Origin of the sequence: Terriglobus roseus DSM 18391 (assembly GCF_000265425.1) — a bacterium.
Classification (GTDB): Bacteria; Acidobacteriota; Terriglobia; order Terriglobales; family Acidobacteriaceae; genus Terriglobus; species Terriglobus roseus.
Genome location: NC_018014.1, coordinates 2,628,354 through 2,648,150, shown reverse-complemented (window position 1 = coordinate 2,648,150; position 19,797 = coordinate 2,628,354). Strand labels below are relative to the sequence as shown.

Sequence of the window (19,797 nt, the reverse complement as noted above, 5' to 3'; positions counted from 1 at the left end):
TTCAGGAGGCGCGGCCTTTGGCTGTGCGAAATACATGACGCAAACTTCTTACTTGAGATCCATCCTTCGGAGTGCACCAGTAATTGCACTCGCACTGTCGGCCACGATGTTACATGCGCAGAGTGCGAGCGGCGCAATCAGCATCACGGTCTTTGACGCTGGTGGAGCAGCCGTTGCCGGCGCCACAGTGACCGTCACAGGTACCGACACAGGCGCCCAGTTACGCATACTGCAGACCAATGACAAGGGCATCGCCGAAGTACCGCTCGTTCCCCCGGGAAAGTACAACATCAGTATTGCGGCGCCGGGCTTTAAGACGCTGCAGCAACAATCCGTCAACGTGCAGGTCGGTGCAACTGTCACACTCCAGCCGTCGCTGCAGCTTGGCGAGGCGGCGGACTCCGTCATGGTCACAGGCCAGGCCCCGTTGATTGAGGACAGGTCACAGACGATCCAGCAGGTAATCGAGAACAAGGAACTCACGGACATTCCACTGAATGGCCGTAACTACGTGCAGGCTGCGAACTACATTCCGGGTGTCGTGCCGCAGAACGCTGGTCGCGATAACTCGTTCGTGGCCTATGGCAACGATGGTCTGCAGAACTCGTTTCTGCTAGACGGCGCGCGCAACGTCAACTACCTGCGCGGGCTCGACAACGGTCAGCGTGACATGGTGCGGCCGCCGCTGGATGCTCTGCAGGAGTTCACCGTGCAGACGTCAAACTACTCCGCAGAGTTTGGCGCAGGTGCAGGCGCTCTATTAAACGCCATCACAAAGAGCGGTACCAACCGCTGGCACGGCTCGGCCTATGACTTCATCCGCAACAAGGTGTTGGACGCAAGACCATACTTCTCCACAGCAGCGTCGCCGAAGCAGCAGTTCGTACAGAATCAGTACGGTGGCAGCTTCGGTGGTCGCATCATCCGCGATCGCCTCTTCTTCTTCGGCGCGTACGAAGGACGGCATACCAAATCCTCATCGTTCAGTCAGGCACCGGTTCCCACCGCTCTGGAACGTGCGGGTGACTTCTCCCAGTCGAAGTACACCGTGTACGATCCGGCCACGACGACGCAGGCAGGCGCAAACTACACACGCACTGCCTTCGCCCAGAACAGGATCCCCGCAGCTCGCATCAATGCGCTTGGACAACAGCTTGCCAATTTGTTTCCGCTGCCCAATTCGACCAGTCCGACCGACCCCTTTACGCATTACTACACCTCGTTTATTCCAAGCAAGATCGACGTAAAGAACGGCATCGGCCGTCTGGACTACACGCTCAGCAATAAAGACAGTTTCTTCGCCCGCTACGGTGAAACGCTAAACAACACATTCACAGGCGTCGGCTTGCCCGGAGCGCAGGATCCCGGCAATACCCGCATCGATTCCAAAGGCATCGGAGCAGGCTACACGCGTGTCATTACCCAGCAACTGCTGAATGAATTGCGCTTCTCCTGGACCAGCATTGCCGACGATGGTCTTGGCACCTTCGCACGGCAGGAATTTATCCCCGGCCTTCTTGACCCAGGCATCACCGAAGGCTGGCCCACCTTCAGCATCACCGGGCAGAGCACCATCGGTTCCCAGGCGGTGGGGAACTCGCCGCTGCATAAGACATCAGGGGTGTGGGATTGGGCCGATAACGTCTCGTGGTCCCACGGCAGGCACCTCACCAAGTTGGGCGGCGAGATGATGTGGATCCGGCCGAATACGCAAGCCGCATCCAACGGCCGTGGCAGCCTCGGCTTCACAGGCGCTTTCACGCAGCTTCCCACATCACGTTCCAACAGCGGATACGGTATCGCCGACATGTTGCTCGGCTATGCGAATTCGGTGAACACGGGCACCACGCTCAGCAGTCAGGAACGCGGCTGGTACTACGGTGGTTACGTCAACGATCAATGGAATGTAACGACAAATCTGACACTGAACTACGGCATCCGCTACGAACTCTTCACGCCCTTCTATGACGTTGACAACCGTGAAGCAAACTTCATCACCGATCAGGACAGCCCGTTGTACCTGCAGTACATCAAGGCCGGCATCGACACTCGGCTGCCACGTGCGCTCATCTACGCAGACAAGAACAACATCGCACCGCGCGTCGGTTTTGCTTACCGCGTGCCCGGTGTGAAAGATATGACGGTCCGCGGATCGTTCGGCATGTTCTATGCGCAGGACCAGGGCCTGGGCATTACGAGTCGCCTGTCAAATAATCCGCCTTACAACAACTATGGTGCAATCAGCCAGTCCAGCGATCAGATCAACACCAGAACCGCGTTCCAGCTAAGCCCCTCGCAATCTATCCCGCGAACCCCAGCGGTTGATCCGGCAACCTTCACCCTTTCGCCCACCTATACCGGCGGCGTCACCAGTTGGGTGCAGCACATGCAATATGGCTACGTGCAGCAGTGGAGCCTCTCCGTGCAAAAGCAGTTGCCATGGTCTGTGCTGACGGAGTTCAACTATGTCGGCAATCACGGCGTCCACTTACTCGGACGGTCGAACGTGAACCAGCCACTCGTAAACAACGGGACCACCGTGCAGTCGCGCAGACCGCTCTCCAGCGTGACGCAGTCCGCAGTCAATCAGATCGGTGACTGGAACGCCACGCAATACCAGGGCATCTCCGCGCGGATTGAGAAACGCTTTTCGAAGGGCATCCAGTTTCGCAACTCCATTACGTACGGCCGCAGCTTCAGCCTGTTGAGCCAGGCGTTGGATGTGTGCGACACCTGCACCAACGGCGACCAGTTACAGAACTCGTACGATCACGCATCGAACTGGGGTCCGAGCGACTTCGACGTTCCATTCCGCTACGTGCTCACCGGTCTCTTTTCATTGCCTACAGGTAGCCATGCCGTGATGAATAATCGCCTCGCATCCGCTGTCCTGGGTGGATGGGGTCTCTCGCCCATCTATGTGTGGCAGACTGGCCAGCCGCTCACACCAACCACGAGCACGGACATTACGAACTCCGGTCAGACCAATCGTCCCAACCAGGTCTGCAGCGCAAACGCGGCGGCTCCTCATACGATCGGCAAATGGTTTGACACAAGCTGCTTTGTAGCGCAGCCGCAGTACACCTTCGGCAACACGCGAAAGGGAGCGATTCGTGGCCCTGGACAAAACCAGTTGAACCTCAGCGTGCAGCGTGACTTTCCAATTCCGCGTTGGGAAGGTGGCAACCTGAACTTCCGCCTTGAGGGCTACAACGTCCTCAATCATGTGCAACTCGGCAATCCGAACGTGACCGTCGGCAGCACAGCATTCGGCACCATCACGTCCACCGCAGGAACCAAGCCCACCGACACCTCCGGAACGCAACGACAGGTGCAGGCGGCAGTTCGGCTCACGTTCTAACCTAAGCGGACCATGGGGCAGTGCGCCTTCCGCTGTCCCTTGGTCTTAACGTGCGGCAGCGCAACGACAGAGAGGAAAAAGTACACTCTTCTTCATGGCACTTCGAGTCAATGGCGAACTCATTAGCGACGAACGCTTCTACCGCGAGTTTCTCGCTGTCTCCGGCGGACTGACGCCGGAACAGATGCAACAGCGATCTCCCGCCGACTACACGCAGGCACAGGAGGTCGCAGAGCGCAGTGTGCTTCGCGCGGTGTTGCTGCGGCAACTCGCGGCGCAAGAGAATCTGATCGTGACGGAGCAGGAGATCGAGGAAGAGCGCCGCCTGGTATGGGGCAGCACCGCGAACCAGTCCTGCGGTGCTGGCGTGATGGATGAGATGGCAGAGCGCGCCACGGTCCGCAAGGCTGAGCGTCACATCACGCGCTATGTGCCAAGACCGGGCCGTCAGGAAGTGGAAACCATCTATCGTGGCAACGCTGCCGTCTTCACCTTGCCAGAGCGTTGGCTGGTGTCGCACATCATCTGTCTCGCAGAGACGGACGAGGAGCGGCAGGCTGCAAAGGCAACGCTGACACGTGCCGCCGAAGAGCTGAAGCGCGGCAAGCCTTTTGCAACGGTGGCCGATCGCTACTCCGACTGCAAAGGCAACGGTGGAGCACTGGGATGGATCTCCCGCGACGACATGGTGCCGGCCTTTGAAGAAACTGTCTTCAACCTGAAGCCTAAAAAGCCGAGCGACATCTTTGAGACGCCCTTCGGCTTGCACATCGCTCTGGTGCGCGACCATAAGGCCGCCGGGCTGCAGCCACTCGATGAGATACGTGCCGACCTCGCACGTCGCATCTTCGACGATCGCCGCATCGCCGTGCTCGACCAGGCGCTTCAAGCCATCTTCCAAAATGCAGACATTCAGATGATTGACGAGCCGCAGCGCAACGTCGCGCGCGGTGAGAGGGTGCAATGACCATGAAGGTTAGTCCATGCTGCGTGCCCAGCAAGCAGCACGCGCAGCTCCTGCAAGCCTCGCAGCAGAGCTCGACCGAACGCATCCGCGCAACGACCGGCAGCACCGAGGACATGGTCCTCCTACCAGGTGGCCGCTTCTTGATGGGGTCAGAGTCCGCCGACTCGTTCCCTGACGACGGCGAAGGGCCTGTGCGGCCCGTCACCGTAGACGCCTTCTGGATGGATCGCTTCGTCGTGCGCAATCGTGACTTCGCACCGTTTGTCGACGCTACCCAGTACGTCACAGAGGCCGAGCGTATCGGCTGGTCCTTCGTCTTCGCGGGCGACCTCCCGCCCAACGCGGATGGCTCCACGTCCGTGCAGGTTCATGGAGCAGAGTGGTGGCAGGGAATCGAAGGCGCAACCTGGTCGCATCCCGAAGGCCCATCATCCGACATCAGCACCCGTGCCGAGCATCCGGTGGTGCATGTCTCCTGGAACGACGCTGCCGCATACGCCGCGTGGGCAGGCAAGCGCCTCCCCACAGAAGCAGAGTGGGAGTTCGCAGCGCGCGGTGGCTTGGAGCAGGCAGCCTACCCCTGGGGCGACGATCTCACGCCCGGGGGAAAGCATCTCTGCAACATCTGGCAGGGCGACTTTCCCACCAGTAATACTGCAGAAGACGGCTTCGCCTCCACCTGTCCAGCCGACGCCTTTCCGCCAAACGGTTATGGGCTCTTTGGCATGACCGGCAATACATGGGAATGGATCGCAGACTGGTCTCACCCCACCTGGCATCAGCACGCAACGCGGCACAATCCCCTCGGCCCACCCGAGGGAGTCGCACGCGTGCTCAAAGGCGGCTCGTACCTCTGTCATCGCTCGTACTGCAATCGCTATCGCGTCGGCGCGCGCAGTTCCAACACACCCGACAGCGCGACCACGAACATCAGCTTTCGCTGCGTGCGTGACAAGGACTAAGCACCTTCATCCCAACGCGTTTCCTGCAGGAAAGGGAGTACGGATTGCCTTCAACAGCGCTCAATCGCAGACATTTCCTGCAGAACGCATTGTCTACTTCGGCTGCCTTCGCGCTGAGCAATCTTACGAAGTCGTTCGCGGCACAGACCAAACGACGGCCCAACATCATCTTCATTCTCGCGGATGACATGGGTTACGCCGACACCAGTGTCTATGGGCAGAGGAAGTTCAAGACGCCGCACATCGACCGGCTCGCAGCCGAAGGTGTCCGCTTCGCACAGGCCTATGCCGGAGCGCCCGTCTGCGCGCCCTCGCGCAGCGTTTTGATGACGGGCCTTAACACCGGCCACACCCGCGTTCGAGATAACTTCGCGCTGGCCGCAGGACACGTGGGCTTCAAAGGCAAAGAAGAGATCCGCCGAGCAAGCCTGACCGATGCCGACCACACCATCGCCGATTACCTAGCACGCAGCGGCTACAAGACAGCGCTCTTCGGAAAGTGGCATCTGGATGGCTATGATCCCGCGGCAACTCCGACCCGCCACGGCTTTCAGACCTTCAAGGGCTGGCTCACCCAGACAGCCAGCACGCAGGGCTATTTCCCAACGCAGCGTTACGACAACGAGCGCCTTATCGACCTGCCTGAAAACGCCAATGGGAAACAAGGTCGCTACGACACCACCATGATCACGGACGACTCGGTCAACTACATCCAGCAGAGCAGCGACACTCCGTTCTTCCTTTACGTAGCCTACGACGCACCCCACAGCCCCTACATCGCACCCGATCAGGGTTCCTATGCGAAGGAGCCCTGGGACGAAGACGAGAAGATCTATGCCGCCATGATCGGGCATCTCGACAATGGCGTCGGCAAGATCCTCGCAGCGCTGAAGCAGAAGGGAATAGACGAGGACACAATCGTCTTCTTCGCTTCGGACAACGGTCCTCGTTCAGAACCCACGCCCCAACAAACCAAGGTGGTGAACTTCTTCGATTCCAACGGTGCCCTGCAGGGCTACAAGCGGGACATGTACGAAGGGGGTATTCGCGAGCCATTCATCGCGCGCTGGCCGGGACATATCCCCGCCGGTAAAGTGTCGCAAGTCCCGATCTTCTTTCCTGACGTCTTGCCGACAGCCCTTGACCTGGCTGGCGCCCCACCGCAAGCGACCGACGGCATCAGCATCCGTCCTTATCTCTTCCGTCCGGAAGCCAGGCCGAAAGATCGTTTTCTCTACTGGGAGTTCTACGAGCCTGTCTTCGAACAGGCAGTCCGGTGGGGTAAGTGGAAGGCAGTTCGCCACGGACGGAAAGGACCGCTCGAACTCTACGATCTGGCCGTCGACCCGGCTGAGAAGAACAATATCGCTCAACACCACGCTGACGTCGTGGATCGTATCGAACGCTACATCGGCGAAACGCATAAGCCCTCAGCCGAATACCCCGATCCCGCATGAGCATGGTCGTTGTGGGATGCGGGATCGACGGAGCGGGAAAAAAGCGGAGAAGTTTCCCGCAGTCACGAGAACCGTATGGAAGGCATGCCGTTACCGGCGTAGGTGGTTGCCCCCCAGGGATTCGAACCCCGATTGAGCGAGTCAGAGTCGCTAGTCCTACCATTGAACGAGAGGGCAATACGGTGCAGGAGGATCCTGCTTAGGATGGAAGCGAGAGCCGCTTGGAAGCGTCTCAACCGCCTCTTCGAGTGTACGAAGACTTGCCCTTTACGTCAACCGCTACGGCTGCCGAAGAGTTGCTGTGCGCAGCCACCCAAAGCTGCCCGCGGAAGCCGGCACCACACCATGCACCCGCTTCGTGTGAACGACGACATTATCCGGCGACCAAAGCACCAGCGTCGGCTCATCATCGGCCAGTATGCGTTGCAGTTGCAGGTACGTCTCGCGCCGTTTCGCCTGGTCGATCTCGCCCGCACCCTGTGCAATCAACGCATCCGCCTGCGCGTTCGTATAGTGCCCTCGATTTGATCCTTTCGGCGGCATCATCGCGGAGCTATAGGCGTAGCGGAAGATATCGGGATCCTCATTCGACCCAACCCATCGCAGCACATAGATCTGGAACGCACCCTTCGTCACATCGCTGTAGAACGTACCGAACTCGTTCTGCCGCAGCGTCAGCTCAATGCCTGCGTCGCGCACCTGCTGCTGCACCACGGCCGCCAGCAGACGCATCGTGTCATCGGTTGAACTCTTCAGCGTCAGGTGAATGCGCACGCCCTTCGCGTCCGCGTGATATCCAGCAGACTCCAGCAGCGCCTTTGCCTTCATAACGTCATGCGAGTACCGCGTGATGGGATCGCCAGCGCCCGGTGCCGCCCAGTGACCCAGCGGCAGCAACGTGTCCTGCACCTCCGCCTGGCCATGCAGCAACGCCTTCGTAATCGCAGGCCGATCCACCGCATACGCAAAGGCCTGTCGCACACGCTTGTCCTTCAGCAGGGGATCAGTCGCGTTGAAGGTCATGTAGTTCACAATCGATCCGGGCTTGCTCTCCACCTCCAGGTTGGGATCGTTCGCCATCGCCGCCACAGTGTCGCCCGTTAGCGCATTGGACGCAGCGTCTGCAGAACCCTTCTGCAACTCCAGCGCGCGCGTGATCGAGTCCGGCACAATGGCGAACCGCACCCGCGGAATCGACGGCGCACCGCCCCAGTAATTGGGATTGCGCTCCAGCACGACGTCTTTGTCCTGCTCCTCGCTTACAAAGCGAAACGGGCCGCTGCCGATCGGGTGCTCACCCATCGTCTTGCCCGCACCCTTTTCCACCACCGCGCTCAACTCATCGCTCATGTTGAACAGCAGGCTCGCATCGGCCTTTTTCAAGTGCACAATGCAGGTGTGCGGATCCGTCACTTCCGTGTGATCCACGCTGGCAAAGTTGCCGCTCTTCGACGTTGTGATGGCGCCGTTGTGCATGCTGTCGATCGACCACGCCACGTCATTCGCATCCAGCAGCTTGTCATCGTGGAAGTGCACTCCATCGCGAATGTGCAGCACCAGCGTCAGCGGATCGCGCCACTCCCACGCCGTAGCAATCGCCGGCTGCAGGTTGTAGTGCTCATCCTTGCGTACGATCGAATCGAACAGCAGCGCGCCGATGTGCTCGGCCTGCGCATCACTGCCAATGCGTATGTCCAGATTTGTTGGCGAGCTTTCGATATCAATGACGAGCGTGTCACGGTCCGGCCGCTCATGGCACGCTGCAAGCGGCAACAACGAACCCAGCAGTAAAACGCCACGCAAGCTGCAAAACACACGTCCTCGACAAGCGGTCACGGCAGCGTAACCCGTCCAAGCGCCGCGTCGCGCTTCGCACCGGTCGCAGCAGGCACATTCCCCGGCAACTCATGCCACCGCAGCCAGGCCAGCAGCGCGAACGCCATCGCCTCCTTTGCCTCGGCAGGCACACCGTGATCGGCTGACGTGCTGACGGTTATGCCAAGCGGCTCCAGTCCGTCTCGCAACAGCTTCATCAGCGTCGCGTTATTCGCGCCACCGCCCGCCACGATGTAGTCCGTCGCATCGGCAAGCGGTGCTCGTTGTCCGAGGAAGGGCCACACGAAACTGCGATACGCATGCAGGATGCTCTCGGCAGTCAGCGCCGTTGCAGTCGCGATCACGTCAGCATCCTGTGCGCCCTGCTTCCTGCAATCCGCGATGAAGCGGGTCACGAAGGTCCCACCAAACTCCTCACGACCGCAGCTCTTCGGCGGCGGGGCAGAGAAGTACGGCAGCTTCAACGCTTGTTGCAGCACCGTATCGATCACGCGGCCACGCTTCGCAGTTGCACCGTTGCGGTCGTAAGCCTTGCCATACAGCGACTGCATACAGCCATCGATCACGACAGAAGCAGGGCCGGAATCAAAGGCAAGCAGATCGCCCGTCCCCGCAGGAATGGCTGTCATGTTCGCGATGCCGCCCAGGTTCTGCAGAACGCGATTTCGTTTTGCATGCGCAAAGAAGACGCGATCGAAGATCGGCACCAGCGGCGCGGCCTGTCCGCCCGCGACCATGTCCGCAGGTCGGAAGTCGCTCACCACCGGCATCGCCGCGCGCGATGCCACCTCGCTCGCTTCACCAATCTGCCAGGTACAACGCAGCGGGTCTCCTAAGAACTTGGCCGGCACACCCTGGTGATAGATCGTCTGGCCATGCACGCCGGCCAGCTTCGCCTTCACGCCAAGCTGCTGCTGCGCGCGCACAATCGCGTCGCCATAGAACTCACCCAGCCGCCAGTGAAGCCGAGCCAGGTCGGCCACGCTGATTGCCTTCGCATCCATCGCGGCCAGTACCGCCTCACGCAGCTTCTTCGGATAGGGTAACGCCGCATGGCCTAGCAGCTTCATCTTCGGCGATGCATCCGCTTTGCCCGCCGCAATACGCACCAGCGCGACGTCCACACCATCGGCAGAGGTGCCGCTCATTACGCCCGCAACGATCATCGGCTTTGGTGTCTCGGTCATTCCGCAATCTCCCGTTTCAATTCGGCCAGCAACTGCAATGCTTCCATCGGCGTCATGCGATCCACATCCAGTTCACGGACGCGATCCACCACGCGCTGCGACAGCGGCGTAAAGATCGTCATCTGCATCGGCGGTGCCGCAATCTGCGCGGCTTGTCCCGCCGCTGCGACAGACGCGCTCTCCGCCTTCTCATGCATCTTCAGCACAGCCCGCGCACGGGCGATTACATCCCGCGGCAGCCCCGCCAGCTTCGCCACTTCAATGCCATAACTGCGATCCGCGGCGCCACTCTCCACCTGGTGAAGAAACACGATGCCTTGTGGCGTCTCGCGACATGCCACACGCAGATTTTTCAGTCGAGCCAGCTTCTCTTCCAGCAGTGTCAACTCGTGATAGTGCGTGGCAAACAGCGTCCGAGCGCCAACACGATCATGCAGATGCTCGACAGCAGCCCACGCCAGAGACAAGCCGTCATACGTCGCAGTGCCGCGACCCATCTCGTCCAGCAGAACTAAACTCTTAGGAGTTGCCGAGTTCAGGATCGCTGCAGTCTCCGTCATCTCCACCATGAAGGTCGATCGGCCACGGGCCACATTGTCACTCGCGCCAATGCGCGTGAAGATGCGATCGACCAGGCCCAGCTTCATCGCCACCGCAGGCACAAACGATCCACTCTGCGCCAGGATAGCCAGCAGCGCGGCCATGCGCAGATAGGTCGACTTACCACCCATGTTCGGGCCGGTGATCAACGCCAGTGACGGCCCCTGCGCGCCGTCAAGAAAGCCCGAGTTCGGAATGAACCGTCCCGCGCCGCTCTCCTCAAGCCGTAGCTCCACCACCGGATGCCGCGCCTCGGCAAACTCGAAGACCGTCGTGTCCGCCAGGATCTCCGGCCGCGACCATCCACGCAGCGCAGCGATGTGAGCGAAGTTTGCGAGCAGGTCAATCTCGGCAAGCCGTCGTGAAGCCTCGCGCATACGCGCCGCACTCCCGAGCACCTCACGACGCAGTGCGGCGAAGATGCGTCGCTCGATCTCGCCCACACGCTCCTGCGCCGTCAGGATCTTGCGCTCGTACTCCTTCAGCTCGGGCGTGGTGAAGCGCTCGGCATTCACCAGCGTCTGCTTGCGTTCGTAGTCGCTCGGCACATTCGCCAGGTTCGACTTCGTAATCTCAAGGTAGTAACCGAAGACGCTGTTGAAGCGCACTTTCAGGCTGCCAATGCCCGTCCGTGTGCGCTCGCGTTCTTCAATCGCTGCGATCGCCTCGCGTCCACTGCGGCTCAGGCCGCGCAACTCATCCAGCTCAGCGTCCACGCCAACCTGAATGGCATCGCCCTCGCCCAGCTTCAGCGGAGGCTCATCGACCAGCGTGGCCTGGATGCGGGCACACACATCCTCCAGCGTGTCGAAGTGCTCGCGGAGCACGCCCCAGCGGCCTTGGTTCAGATCGGCCAGAGCCTCCTGCACCGGCGGCAGTGCCGCCAACGTTCGCGCCAGCGCAACCACCTCGCGAGGTCCCGCGGAATCCAGCGCCAAGCGTGCCAGCAATCGCTCAAGATCCAGCACTTGCTCCAGCGCGCGCCGCAAGCGCTCGCGAGAAGCCAGCGACCGCGCGGCCTCGCCCACAGCATCATGGCGAGCGGCAATCTCCACGACATCAATCGAAGGCCGCAGGAGCACCGCGCGCAACATGCGTTTGCCCATCGGCGTACGGCAGGCATCGACCGCGTAGCAAAGCGTCGTCTGCTGACTCTCACCGCTGAAGAGCGGCTCGATCAACTCAAGATTGCGCACGCTTACCGCATCGAGTTCCAGGCACGTCGACCGCTCATAGAACCGCGGCACATCCAGGTGTTCCAGCTCCTCATGCTTCGTCGCGCGCAGATAGTGCAGTAACGCACCCGCTGCAATCGCCGCCGAAGTCCGCCCGGCCAGGCCGAAACCCTCCAGCGAATGCGCGCGATAGTGGTTCTGCAGCAGCGGCAGGGCATAGTCCGCCGTGAAGACCCAATCCTCAACCGGCGTCCTCGTACGGACAGAGGACAGCATGTCATCGCCCGCCTCGGAGCCATCCAACTCCGGCTGCGACCCTCCCAGATGTAGTCCCGCCGGCAGCAACACCTCGCGCGGACGATTGCGCGCAACCTCCTCCGTCGCTGCAGAAACGGCATCGGCACCACGGAACTCCGTCGTGCGGAACTCACCGGTCGAGAGATCCAGCAAAGCCACACCAGCAGACTTGCGATCGTTCGCTACAGCCAGCGAAGCCAGGAATGTGTTCTCCCCGGCGCCGGCACTCGGATCCAGCGCAGTCCCCGGTGTGAAGACACGCGTGACCTCGCGCTTCACAATGCCTTTAGCCAGCTTGGGATCTTCCATCTGCTCACAGATGGCAATGCGATATCCCTTGCGCAACAGCCGCTGCAGATATCCCTCAGCCGCGTGATAGGGCACGCCGCACATGGGCTGCTGCCGCTCGCGATCGCGTGCGGTAAGAGTCAGTTGCAGTTCGCGGGAGGCGACGACGGCGTCGTCATAGAAGAGCTCGTAGAAATCCCCCATGCGAAAGAACAGCAGGGAATCAGGATGCGCAGCCTTGGCCGCTGCGAACTGCCGCATCATGGGCGACAGCTTGTCAGACGCCAGCGTCTCCGCCTGGGACTTGCGTGGCGTCTCTGTTGTGATCTTTTCCGCAGACATACTAGAACGCCAGCATACCGGTTCAGGGCATGCTGGCGCTTGGAAGGCTATCGGCGGGGCGTTGGCTACGAGCGGGTATCTGCGTCCGAGCCGTGCTGCTTCACCATCTTGTTGTACAGACCCAGGATCAGGAATGGCGCAACCCACTGGCCGACGAACAGGGCTGCGTGATCCTTGCGGATCGCCTTGAAGACCAGCGAAGCGCTGATCGACGCAATCGCCGCAGTCAGAAAGATGCCGCTGGGAACCTGGGACGTGTAGCTCTCGATGTAGGCCGTGGTCTGACCTTCGGTTGCTTCGCCTGCGTGAACGCGCTTGTCGCCTGTGAATTCAAATGCCATGATTCCTCCTGCCGGGACACTTCATTCCCGTTCTCTCCCTCGGATGCGCCATCGAGCGCCGCAGGAGACCAGAGCCATCTCGGCCATTTCATGACACAGCAGGATCGGCAGGAAGATTTCGTCTCACGCGCAGGACTACCCGATACCGCGCAGGGACCATCGATCCCGCAGCGCAGAACAGGACCTCCATCACCCGCAGCCCCCAAAGCGACGCCCGTATACTGTTACCTGGTTCGTTACGGGGTAATCCTGCGCGTTCCGCGCTGATCAATGTCGCTATTCTGGCTCAAAGTCGCGGTCATTCTCTACGGCGTCGCCTCACTGGCGGTGCTTCCGGCCGTTCTCTATGACCGGCCGCGCTGGCGCCTGCTTGCGGTGCCAGCCGCCGTCGCCGCATTGCTCTTCCACTTCGTCTCGGTGGCCGAGATGCTCAACGCCGCCCACCACTTCCTTCCGGTCAACGCCAGCGAGATCCAGGCAGTCCTCGGCCTCCTGCTCGCCGCAGCCTTCCTCGCGGTCTACGCACGCTATCGAACCCTGACGGTCGGAGTCGTTCTTCTGCCCGCCGTCTTCCTGCTCGGCCTGCTGCCCGCCTTCGCGCCCGGCCGCCGCCAGCTCGACGTTCCACTGCTCCACTCGGTCTGGCTATGGCTGCACATCGGCCTGCTCCTCGCGGCCTACGCGGCGCTCTCCGTCTCCGTGCTCGCCTCGGTTCTGTATCTCATTCAAGAGAAGCGCCTCAAGTCGCGCACCTCCGCCGGCATGCTCAGCAAGCTGCCGCCGCTTGAGACGACCGACCAGATCGCGCTCAAGTCGCTGCTGATCGGCCTGCCCTGCATGACCGCCGGCCTCCTCATCGGCACCACCCTCGCGCAGATGACCTACGGTGCCGCCTACTTCCGCGACCCCAAGGTCCTCCTCTCGTTCGCGATGTGGATCGCCTATGTCGCCATGATCGCCATTCGTCGCAGCAGCGGTCTGCGCGGACGCCGTGCCGTCTGGCTCAGCTCTTTCGTCTTCTTCATCATGCTGGCGGTGTGGTCGGCGGACACGGTCAGCAGCGTGCACCAGTTTGCGGGGCGCCCGTGAGTCTCTCGCTACTCGGCGTCAACCACAACTCAGCACCCATCGACGTTCGCGAACGGCTCGCCATCGCGCCCGGCCGCCTCGCCGACGCCACCCGCTCGCTCGTCCACCACCCCGGCGTCCGCGAAGGCCTCATCCTCTCCACCTGCAACCGCGTCGAGCTCCTCATGGAGCACGAGTCCGCCAGCGACCTCCGCAGCTTCCTCTCCGACTACTTCGCGGTCCCCACCGCCGTCCTCGCGCCGCACCTCTACGAGTTCCGCGAGCAGGAGGCCATCCGCCACCTCTTCCGCGTAGCCTCCTCCCTCGACAGCATGGTCGTCGGCGAACCCCAGATCCTGGGCCAGGTGAAGGAGAGCTACACCGTTGCGCGCGAAGTCGGCGCCGTCTCCTCCACACTCGAGCGCCTGCTGCAGTCCGCCTTCACCGTCGCGAAAAAAGTCCGCACCGAGACCGAGATCGGCTCCTCCTCCGTCTCCATCGCCTCCGTCGCAGCCGACCTCGCAAAGCAGATCTTCGGCTCACTCAAAGGCAAGCAGGTCCTGCTCGTTGGCGCGGGTAAGATGAGCGAGCTCGCCGCACGCCACCTCATCGCGCAGGGCGCCAGCTCCATCCTCGTCGCCAACCGCACACCCGAACGCGCGCAGCGACTGGCCGAGCAGTTCCACGGCCTCGCCGTCCCATTCGCTGACCTCCAGCAGCACGCGCCCAAGGCCGACATCATCGTCACCGGCACCGGCGCCCGCGAGCACCTCTTCAACGTCCGCGAGGCGCAGGCCATCCTCCACGCCCGCCGCGGCCGGCCCGTCTTCTTCATCGACATCGCTGTCCCGCGCGACGTCGATCCCGCCGTCAACGGCGTCGACGGCGCCTTTGTCTACTCCGTCGACGACCTGCAGCAGGTAGCCGCCAAGAACATGAACGCCCGCGCCGAAGAGGCCGCAGCTGCCGAGCAGATCGTCTCCGACGAGGTCGACCGCTTCGCCGCACGCCTCCAGACGCTCGACGCCATCCCCGGCATCCTTGCACTTCAGCAGCACGCCGAGCAGCTACGCCTTTCCGAACTCGACCGCGCCCGCGCAAAGCTGAACACCCTCACGCCCGAGCAGCAGGAAGCCGTGGACGCGCTCACCCGCTCCATGATGAACAAATTCCTGCACGCTCCCATGACCGGCATGCGCAGGAGCGCCAACGAGGGAGACTCCGCCACCCTCACCATCATCCAGCGCCTCTTCAGCCGCGATCGCTGATCCGCCACGTCAGACCTCTCCCCGGCCCAACCGTCCATCTCACAGAACGTGAGGTGGTTTTCATGGCAGCACACGACAACGACACACAAAAAGAACCACGCGGCCTCGGCGAACACACGCGCGGCCTGGCAAGCGAGTACGCTCACGAGCAGGGCTGGCAGCTAAATGAAGAGCAGCGCACCAGGCAGCCTGCCGGCAAGCAGAACACCGACGGTGGTACCGACTACGAGTACGGCGCACGCGACTTCGGCGATGAACCCGTCGACACCGCGCCCCTCGCATCCGAGGACAAAGTAGCAAAAGCACGCGAAGCACTCACAAAGGAGTAGCAATGGCGACCCTCAAAGAAGAGCAAAGCAAGATGCACGGCGACAAGCTGAGCGAAGCCGTCAAGGGCGGCCACGTCGATGCCGTACCCGGCGACGACAAGGCCCACGCCCACTCGCACGCAGCGCACCTCGCCGAAGAGGGCAAGGTGCACCTCGGTGCGGAGAACATCGGCAAGCAAGGCAGGGAAGCCGGCACCGAGGACCACCCGCCCCAGAACCCCACCCGCGACGGCAGAACCCACACGCGCCAGTAGCACCAACGCAGCACATAGAAGAGGCGGCCACCAGTGCCGCCTCTTCGCGTTACCGGCGCGATCTCGGAATCGGCAGCCCTGGCGACGGATGACGCGCAATCCGTCCATCCGGCGTCAGTTCATCCCTCCGGCTCTGCAGATCGTCCTTCTCCTGCGCAGCCTCGCTCTTCTTTCCGCCACCAAAATCCAAACCAAACTTCGGAGCACCTTCGGTCCCGGTAATCTTCACCGGTATCTCCGCGCCTGCACCGTGTTTGCTGAAGAACGGATCGGCCAGCTTCAGCAGGAAGCTCTTCCACCCGGTAGCAACCATCTGCGAAACAGTCGCCGCCGTCCGCACCTTGCCATGGAAGTCGAAGGTCTTCCCATCCAGCGAGTACACGCCATCCAGCGCAACCTGCGCACCCGGCAGCAGGTAGTTAAGCTGGCTAACCGTCATCTGCCCGCGACTCAGCACCAGCGAGCCGCTCATCTGCGAAGGCACATCCGAGGCCCCCGGCCTGGCATCCTTCGGATTCCCCTGCGCCCGCAGGCTCAGCATGTCCACCTTGTCCTGCACCTGCGGATTCGTAAATCGGATCTGCCGCAGTCTAAATCTGCCCTGCATCTCCAGCTTCTTCGTCACGCTCTCCCTGCCGTACGGCACGCGTAGATGCATCTTCATGCTGATGCCGCTCTGCATAAAAGGCGGCCGCGTCTTCACGGCAAGCTCCAGAAAATCCCGCAACCGCCCCGCAGGAATGTCTACATCCAGATCCGTGATGTGCCCCTTACCCTTCACATTCAGGATTGCGCCGGCACACGTAAACTCGCTGCCGCCCAGCTTCGCCTGCACCGACTGCAGATAGGTGTCGCCGTTCGTGCCGTCGATCACCGCACGGTAGTGTGTCGCCAGCGGCATCGGATGATTCGCCGTATCCAGTGAAAAGTCCGGCGTGGTCGTCGTGCCATCCGCCTCAATGCGGTTCAAACGGCCGTTGAAGCTGCCTGCCGACGACAGCGTGCCGCCCACTCCCTTGATGCTGTTCAGCTCCGCATGATCGAAGACGTAATCTCCCCGCACTGCTGACTCGCCGGGCTGCTCTGCGTTCCAGGGACCAAAGGCGCCGGATGCATGGATCTGTCCCCGCGGGAACGCGTTCATCAGCGTGGCCTCGTACTCCATCGGCTCACCCTCACCCACATGCCGCAGCCGAATGCGCTCCAGGGCAAAGCGTTTCGGATCCTTGTTCGCCTTCGCCGTGCCAATCACAAGTGTCGAGTTTTCCACCAGGATCTCGTCTGCGATCACCTCGATCTTGCCGCGCCTGCGTCTCGCAGGTGCATCGGCAACACGTTCCTGCCTCGGCGGAATGCGGATGGTCATGCCGGCCACGCGCACCGTGCCCACATGCATCGGCTTCACAAAGAGGCTGCGCAAGGGCGTGTGGAATTCAAACTGTCCCACCGTGATCAAGGGATCGTTCGCGCCCGCCGTCACCACGTCATCCTGCGAGTAGATACGCAGGCCGCTACCGGTGACCGCAAAGCCATGCAGCAGCGAGACGTCGAAGTAGTCGAGCTCCACACGACTGTGAAATCGTGTCTGCAAGGTCTCCACCACGCGTCCTCGCAGGATCGGCCCAGCCCGCCGGACCATCACCTCGCCGACCACCAGCAGCGTCAGCAGGCAGACCAACAGCCCAGCGCCGATCCACCACCACACACGTTTTCGCGGCACCGCGGACGTGCGGTTCGAGTGCATCCCGAAATCGTCTTTCCCATCCGCCAAGCATCACTCCCAACACCACACAGTCTGCAACAGAGAGCAAACTGTTGAGCAACTTCACCTGCAACTCGGACGATGCAACCCGCCTTACGTCAACGCGGCTGTGAATCGCGGCTGGGCATCCCGCGAAGAGCGCAGTATGATGGCCGCATGCATCTTCGCATAGGATCGCGCGGCTCGCGGCTGGCGCTCTGGCAATCGAATCACATCGCTGCACATCTGCGCGCGCTCGGCCACACTGCGGAAGTCACCATCATCCGCACCACCGGCGACCGCCTGCAAGACCCGGCATTCGCCGCCACCGTGCTCGGTCCGGACGGCAGGATCCCGGCGAACATCGATGGCAAGGGCATCTTCATCAAGGAAATTGAGGAAGCACTTGAGGCGGGCACCATCGACCTCGCCGTGCACTCCCTCAAGGACCTTCCGACGCAACTGGATGCGCGCTTCACGCTCGCCGCCATCCCGGAGCGTGCGGACCCACGCGACGTCCTCCTCGTGCCGGAGTGGCTGCAGATTCATACGCTGCCCGCGAACGCACGCATCGGCACCACGTCGCCGCGCCGCATCGCGCAACTGCGCGCACTCAATCCTGAATTTCAATTCGTCGCCATCCGCGGCAACATCGACACACGCATCCGCAAGCTCGGTCGCGGCGACTGCGACGCACTCGTGCTCGCCGCCGCGGGGCTCGACCGCCTTGGGCCTCGCCTGCTCAAGCCCGTCGAACTCGACCCGCAGCACCCGGAGTACGGCCGCACGCCACATATCGAATGCATCACGCATCCAGAGCACGATCACCTCGGCGAGCACTTCGATGCCAAGGGCCATGAGCACGGGGAAGAACTGCCCGGCCAGGCCGACTGGATCCGCCAGCGATTCGATCCGGAGATGATGTGCCCGGCTCCCGGCCAGGGCGCACTCGCAATCGAGACCCGTGCAAACGATGCGGCAACCATCGCCGCCATCCAACCACTCGACAACGCCGAAACTCGTTACGCAGTCGAGGCGGAGCGTTGGCTCCTCCACGCACTCGGCGGCGGATGCGCACTCCCTGTGGGCGCGCTCTGCACCCATGCCGACGGCGGCGCCACGTTGCTTGCAACGGTGGTCTCTCCCGATGGAGACGCCATGGCAAACGTCATGCTGTTTGCAACCCCCGGCGAGTCGGCTGAGAACTTCGGCACACGCGCTGCAAACGATCTCATCGCGCAAGGAGCGCGGGAGCTGCTGGCGGGAGAATTCGCCACGGCGGACGCGGAGTAACTCTTGGCAGCTCGGGTTCTTGTCACACGCGCCCCCCATCAGGCGTCCGCCCTCGGCGACGCTCTGATCGCGCATGGCCTGCGCGTCGTATCCATCCCAACCATTGCACTCACGCCACCCGCGGACGACTACGCCACGCTCGACCGCGAACTCACGCAACTCGACGAGTACGACTGGATCCTCTTCACCTCCGCCAACGCGGTCGCCGTCTTCGCAGAACGGCTTGAGGATCAGGCGGTCCCATTGAGCTGCGGCATCGCCAGCATCGGCGCAGCCACCACCAAAGCCCTTCGCGAAGCAGGCTTTCCGGTCCGCCTCCAGGCGCAGACCGCCATCGCGGAATCGCTGGCGAAATCCCTCCTGCCGCACGCAAAGGGATCGAAGATGCTACTCGTCCGCGCAGAGCAGGGTCGGGATATCCTCATCGAAACACTCACAGCAGCCGGCGCCGAAGTAACGCTGGCACCCGCCTACCGCAGCGTCATCCCCATGGAATCGGTAGACCGCCTCAAGCGCGAACTGCCCAACGTCCACGCCATCACCTTCACAAGCTCCTCCGCCGTCCAGAACCTCTTCGCGCTGCTCGATGCGGCGAAGGTTGGCCTCCCGCCCAGCGTTGTACTCGCCTCGATCGGCCCGATTACAACGGCAACACTGCAGGAACTAGGCCACAAAGCTACGATCGAAGCCCGCGACGCCTGCGTCGCTGCGCTCGCCGTGGCAGTAGCAACGGCCCTCCGAAACCAGGCATAGCTCCACAAGCTGTCAAGGTCCCGGGACCGGCGATGTAACTCATTCCAATCAAGATAAAGTTGGCGGGTAATTAGCCTGAATCCGCTAAGCTTGAAGTAGTCCTACAAATCACGACGGAAACGCTTGCCATCCCGCAGCGAAGCGGAGGATCTCCAGTTGCTGCATCCGTCAATCCGATGCCAGCGACACAAAGGTCCGTCCGTTTGCGCAAATCACGAAGCCAGAAGCAAGAGGCGGGAACCAGTGACCCTAACCCCTTTAGAATCTAATTTTTGCCC

General features: G+C 61.9%; 15 protein-coding genes and 1 tRNA gene. 10 read left to right on the top strand and 6 right to left on the bottom strand.

All coding sequences use genetic code 11. The annotated features are described in order from the left end of the window. The first annotated feature begins 52 nt into the window (after positions 1 to 52). The 4 genes from TERRO_RS10960 (at position 53) to TERRO_RS10945 (ending at position 6,747) form a co-directional block, all read left to right on the top strand. Complete coding sequence (locus TERRO_RS10960) at positions 53 to 3,361, top strand: TonB-dependent receptor (protein ID WP_169315304.1); 3,309 nt, start codon at positions 53 to 55, stop codon at positions 3,359 to 3,361. Positions 3,362 to 3,455: 94 nt separating this feature from the next. After that, a complete protein-coding gene (locus tag TERRO_RS10955; protein ID WP_014786060.1) occupies positions 3,456 to 4,328 on the top strand; it encodes a peptidylprolyl isomerase in 873 nt (290 codons plus the stop codon). Next, positions 4,325 to 5,290 carry a formylglycine-generating enzyme family protein gene (locus TERRO_RS10950; RefSeq protein ID WP_014786059.1) on the top strand — a complete coding sequence of 322 codons (966 nt, stop codon included), beginning with the start codon at positions 4,325 to 4,327 and terminating at the stop codon, positions 5,288 to 5,290. Before TERRO_RS10955 ends, TERRO_RS10950 begins: the two co-directional genes overlap by 4 nt. Before the next feature lie 89 nt (positions 5,291 to 5,379). Beyond that, positions 5,380 to 6,747 (top strand): arylsulfatase, encoded by a 1,368-nt coding sequence (locus TERRO_RS10945; protein ID WP_245536065.1) that lies wholly within the window; start codon positions 5,380 to 5,382, stop codon positions 6,745 to 6,747. Between the two features lie 103 nt (positions 6,748 to 6,850). Here TERRO_RS10945 and TERRO_RS10940 read toward each other — a convergent pair. From TERRO_RS10940 to TERRO_RS10920, 5 genes are all read right to left on the bottom strand, one after another. Further along, positions 6,851 to 6,924, bottom strand: a tRNA-Gln gene (locus TERRO_RS10940). Positions 6,925 to 7,026: 102 nt separating this feature from the next. Next, positions 7,027 to 8,550, bottom strand: a complete 1,524-nt coding sequence (locus tag TERRO_RS10935) for an ABC transporter substrate-binding protein (protein ID WP_014786057.1) — start codon at positions 8,548 to 8,550, stop codon at positions 7,027 to 7,029. 29 nt (positions 8,551 to 8,579) lie between these two features. Continuing rightward, the gene (locus TERRO_RS10930) at positions 8,580 to 9,770 is read right to left on the bottom strand and encodes an anhydro-N-acetylmuramic acid kinase (protein WP_014786056.1); all 1,191 of its coding nucleotides are present in this window, start codon (positions 9,768 to 9,770) and stop codon (positions 8,580 to 8,582) included. Next, positions 9,767 to 12,472 carry a DNA mismatch repair protein MutS gene (gene mutS / locus TERRO_RS10925; protein WP_014786055.1) on the bottom strand — a complete coding sequence of 902 codons (2,706 nt, stop codon included), beginning with the start codon at positions 12,470 to 12,472 and terminating at the stop codon, positions 9,767 to 9,769. Before mutS ends, TERRO_RS10930 begins: the two co-directional genes overlap by 4 nt. A 65-nt stretch (positions 12,473 to 12,537) precedes the next feature. Beyond that, complete coding sequence (locus TERRO_RS10920; RefSeq protein ID WP_014786054.1) at positions 12,538 to 12,813, bottom strand: hypothetical protein; 276 nt, start codon at positions 12,811 to 12,813, stop codon at positions 12,538 to 12,540. A 270-nt stretch (positions 12,814 to 13,083) separates the two neighbouring features. Here TERRO_RS10920 and ccsA point away from each other — a divergent pair, with 270 nt between their 5' ends. The 4 genes from ccsA to TERRO_RS10900 all read left to right on the top strand — a co-directional run bounded on the left by ccsA (position 13,084) and on the right by TERRO_RS10900 (position 15,732). Then, positions 13,084 to 13,902, top strand: a complete 819-nt coding sequence (ccsA, locus tag TERRO_RS10915; RefSeq protein WP_014786053.1) for a cytochrome c biogenesis protein CcsA — start codon at positions 13,084 to 13,086, stop codon at positions 13,900 to 13,902. Beyond that, the gene (hemA, locus tag TERRO_RS10910; RefSeq protein ID WP_014786052.1) at positions 13,899 to 15,149 is read left to right on the top strand and encodes a glutamyl-tRNA reductase; all 1,251 of its coding nucleotides are present in this window, start codon (positions 13,899 to 13,901) and stop codon (positions 15,147 to 15,149) included. Before ccsA ends, hemA begins: the two co-directional genes overlap by 4 nt. Before the next feature lie 62 nt (positions 15,150 to 15,211). Then, positions 15,212 to 15,478, top strand: coding sequence for a hypothetical protein (locus tag TERRO_RS10905; RefSeq protein WP_014786051.1), 267 nt, complete (start codon positions 15,212 to 15,214; stop codon positions 15,476 to 15,478). A gap of 2 nt (positions 15,479 to 15,480) precedes the next feature. After that, positions 15,481 to 15,732 (top strand): hypothetical protein, encoded by a 252-nt coding sequence (locus TERRO_RS10900; RefSeq protein WP_014786050.1) that lies wholly within the window; start codon positions 15,481 to 15,483, stop codon positions 15,730 to 15,732. A 49-nt stretch (positions 15,733 to 15,781) separates the two neighbouring features. Here the strand turns inward: TERRO_RS10900 and TERRO_RS10895 are convergent, their stop codons facing one another. Further along, the gene (locus TERRO_RS10895; protein ID WP_157178334.1) at positions 15,782 to 17,476 is read right to left on the bottom strand and encodes an AsmA family protein; all 1,695 of its coding nucleotides are present in this window, start codon (positions 17,474 to 17,476) and stop codon (positions 15,782 to 15,784) included. Positions 17,477 to 17,650: 174 nt separating this feature from the next. Between TERRO_RS10895 and hemC the strand changes: the two genes are divergently transcribed. Beyond that, positions 17,651 to 18,766, top strand: a complete 1,116-nt coding sequence (gene hemC / locus TERRO_RS10890; protein ID WP_014786048.1) for a hydroxymethylbilane synthase — start codon at positions 17,651 to 17,653, stop codon at positions 18,764 to 18,766. A gap of 3 nt (positions 18,767 to 18,769) precedes the next feature. Continuing rightward, the gene (locus tag TERRO_RS10885) at positions 18,770 to 19,519 is read left to right on the top strand and encodes a uroporphyrinogen-III synthase (protein ID WP_014786047.1); all 750 of its coding nucleotides are present in this window, start codon (positions 18,770 to 18,772) and stop codon (positions 19,517 to 19,519) included. Positions 19,520 to 19,797 lie beyond the last annotated feature (278 nt).

Bases quoted from the DNA above. Each gene is read 5' to 3' on its own strand.
- TERRO_RS10920 (WP_014786054.1), bottom strand. From the start codon at position 12,813: ATGGCATTTGAATTCACAGGCGACAAGCGCGTTCACGCAGGCGAAGCA.
- mutS (WP_014786055.1), bottom strand. From the start codon at position 12,472: ATGTCTGCGGAAAAGATCACAACAGAGACGCCACGCAAGTCCCAGGCG.
- TERRO_RS10900 (WP_014786050.1), top strand. From the start codon at position 15,481: ATGGCGACCCTCAAAGAAGAGCAAAGCAAGATGCACGGCGACAAGCTG.
- TERRO_RS10895 (WP_157178334.1), bottom strand. From the start codon at position 17,476: ATGCACTCGAACCGCACGTCCGCGGTGCCGCGAAAACGTGTGTGGTGG.
- TERRO_RS10950 (WP_014786059.1), top strand. From the start codon at position 4,325: ATGACCATGAAGGTTAGTCCATGCTGCGTGCCCAGCAAGCAGCACGCG.
- hemC (WP_014786048.1), top strand. From the start codon at position 17,651: ATGCATCTTCGCATAGGATCGCGCGGCTCGCGGCTGGCGCTCTGGCAA.
- ccsA (WP_014786053.1), top strand. From the start codon at position 13,084: ATGTCGCTATTCTGGCTCAAAGTCGCGGTCATTCTCTACGGCGTCGCC.
- TERRO_RS10905 (WP_014786051.1), top strand. From the start codon at position 15,212: ATGGCAGCACACGACAACGACACACAAAAAGAACCACGCGGCCTCGGC.
- TERRO_RS10955 (WP_014786060.1), top strand. From the start codon at position 3,456: ATGGCACTTCGAGTCAATGGCGAACTCATTAGCGACGAACGCTTCTAC.
- TERRO_RS10930 (WP_014786056.1), bottom strand. From the start codon at position 9,770: ATGACCGAGACACCAAAGCCGATGATCGTTGCGGGCGTAATGAGCGGC.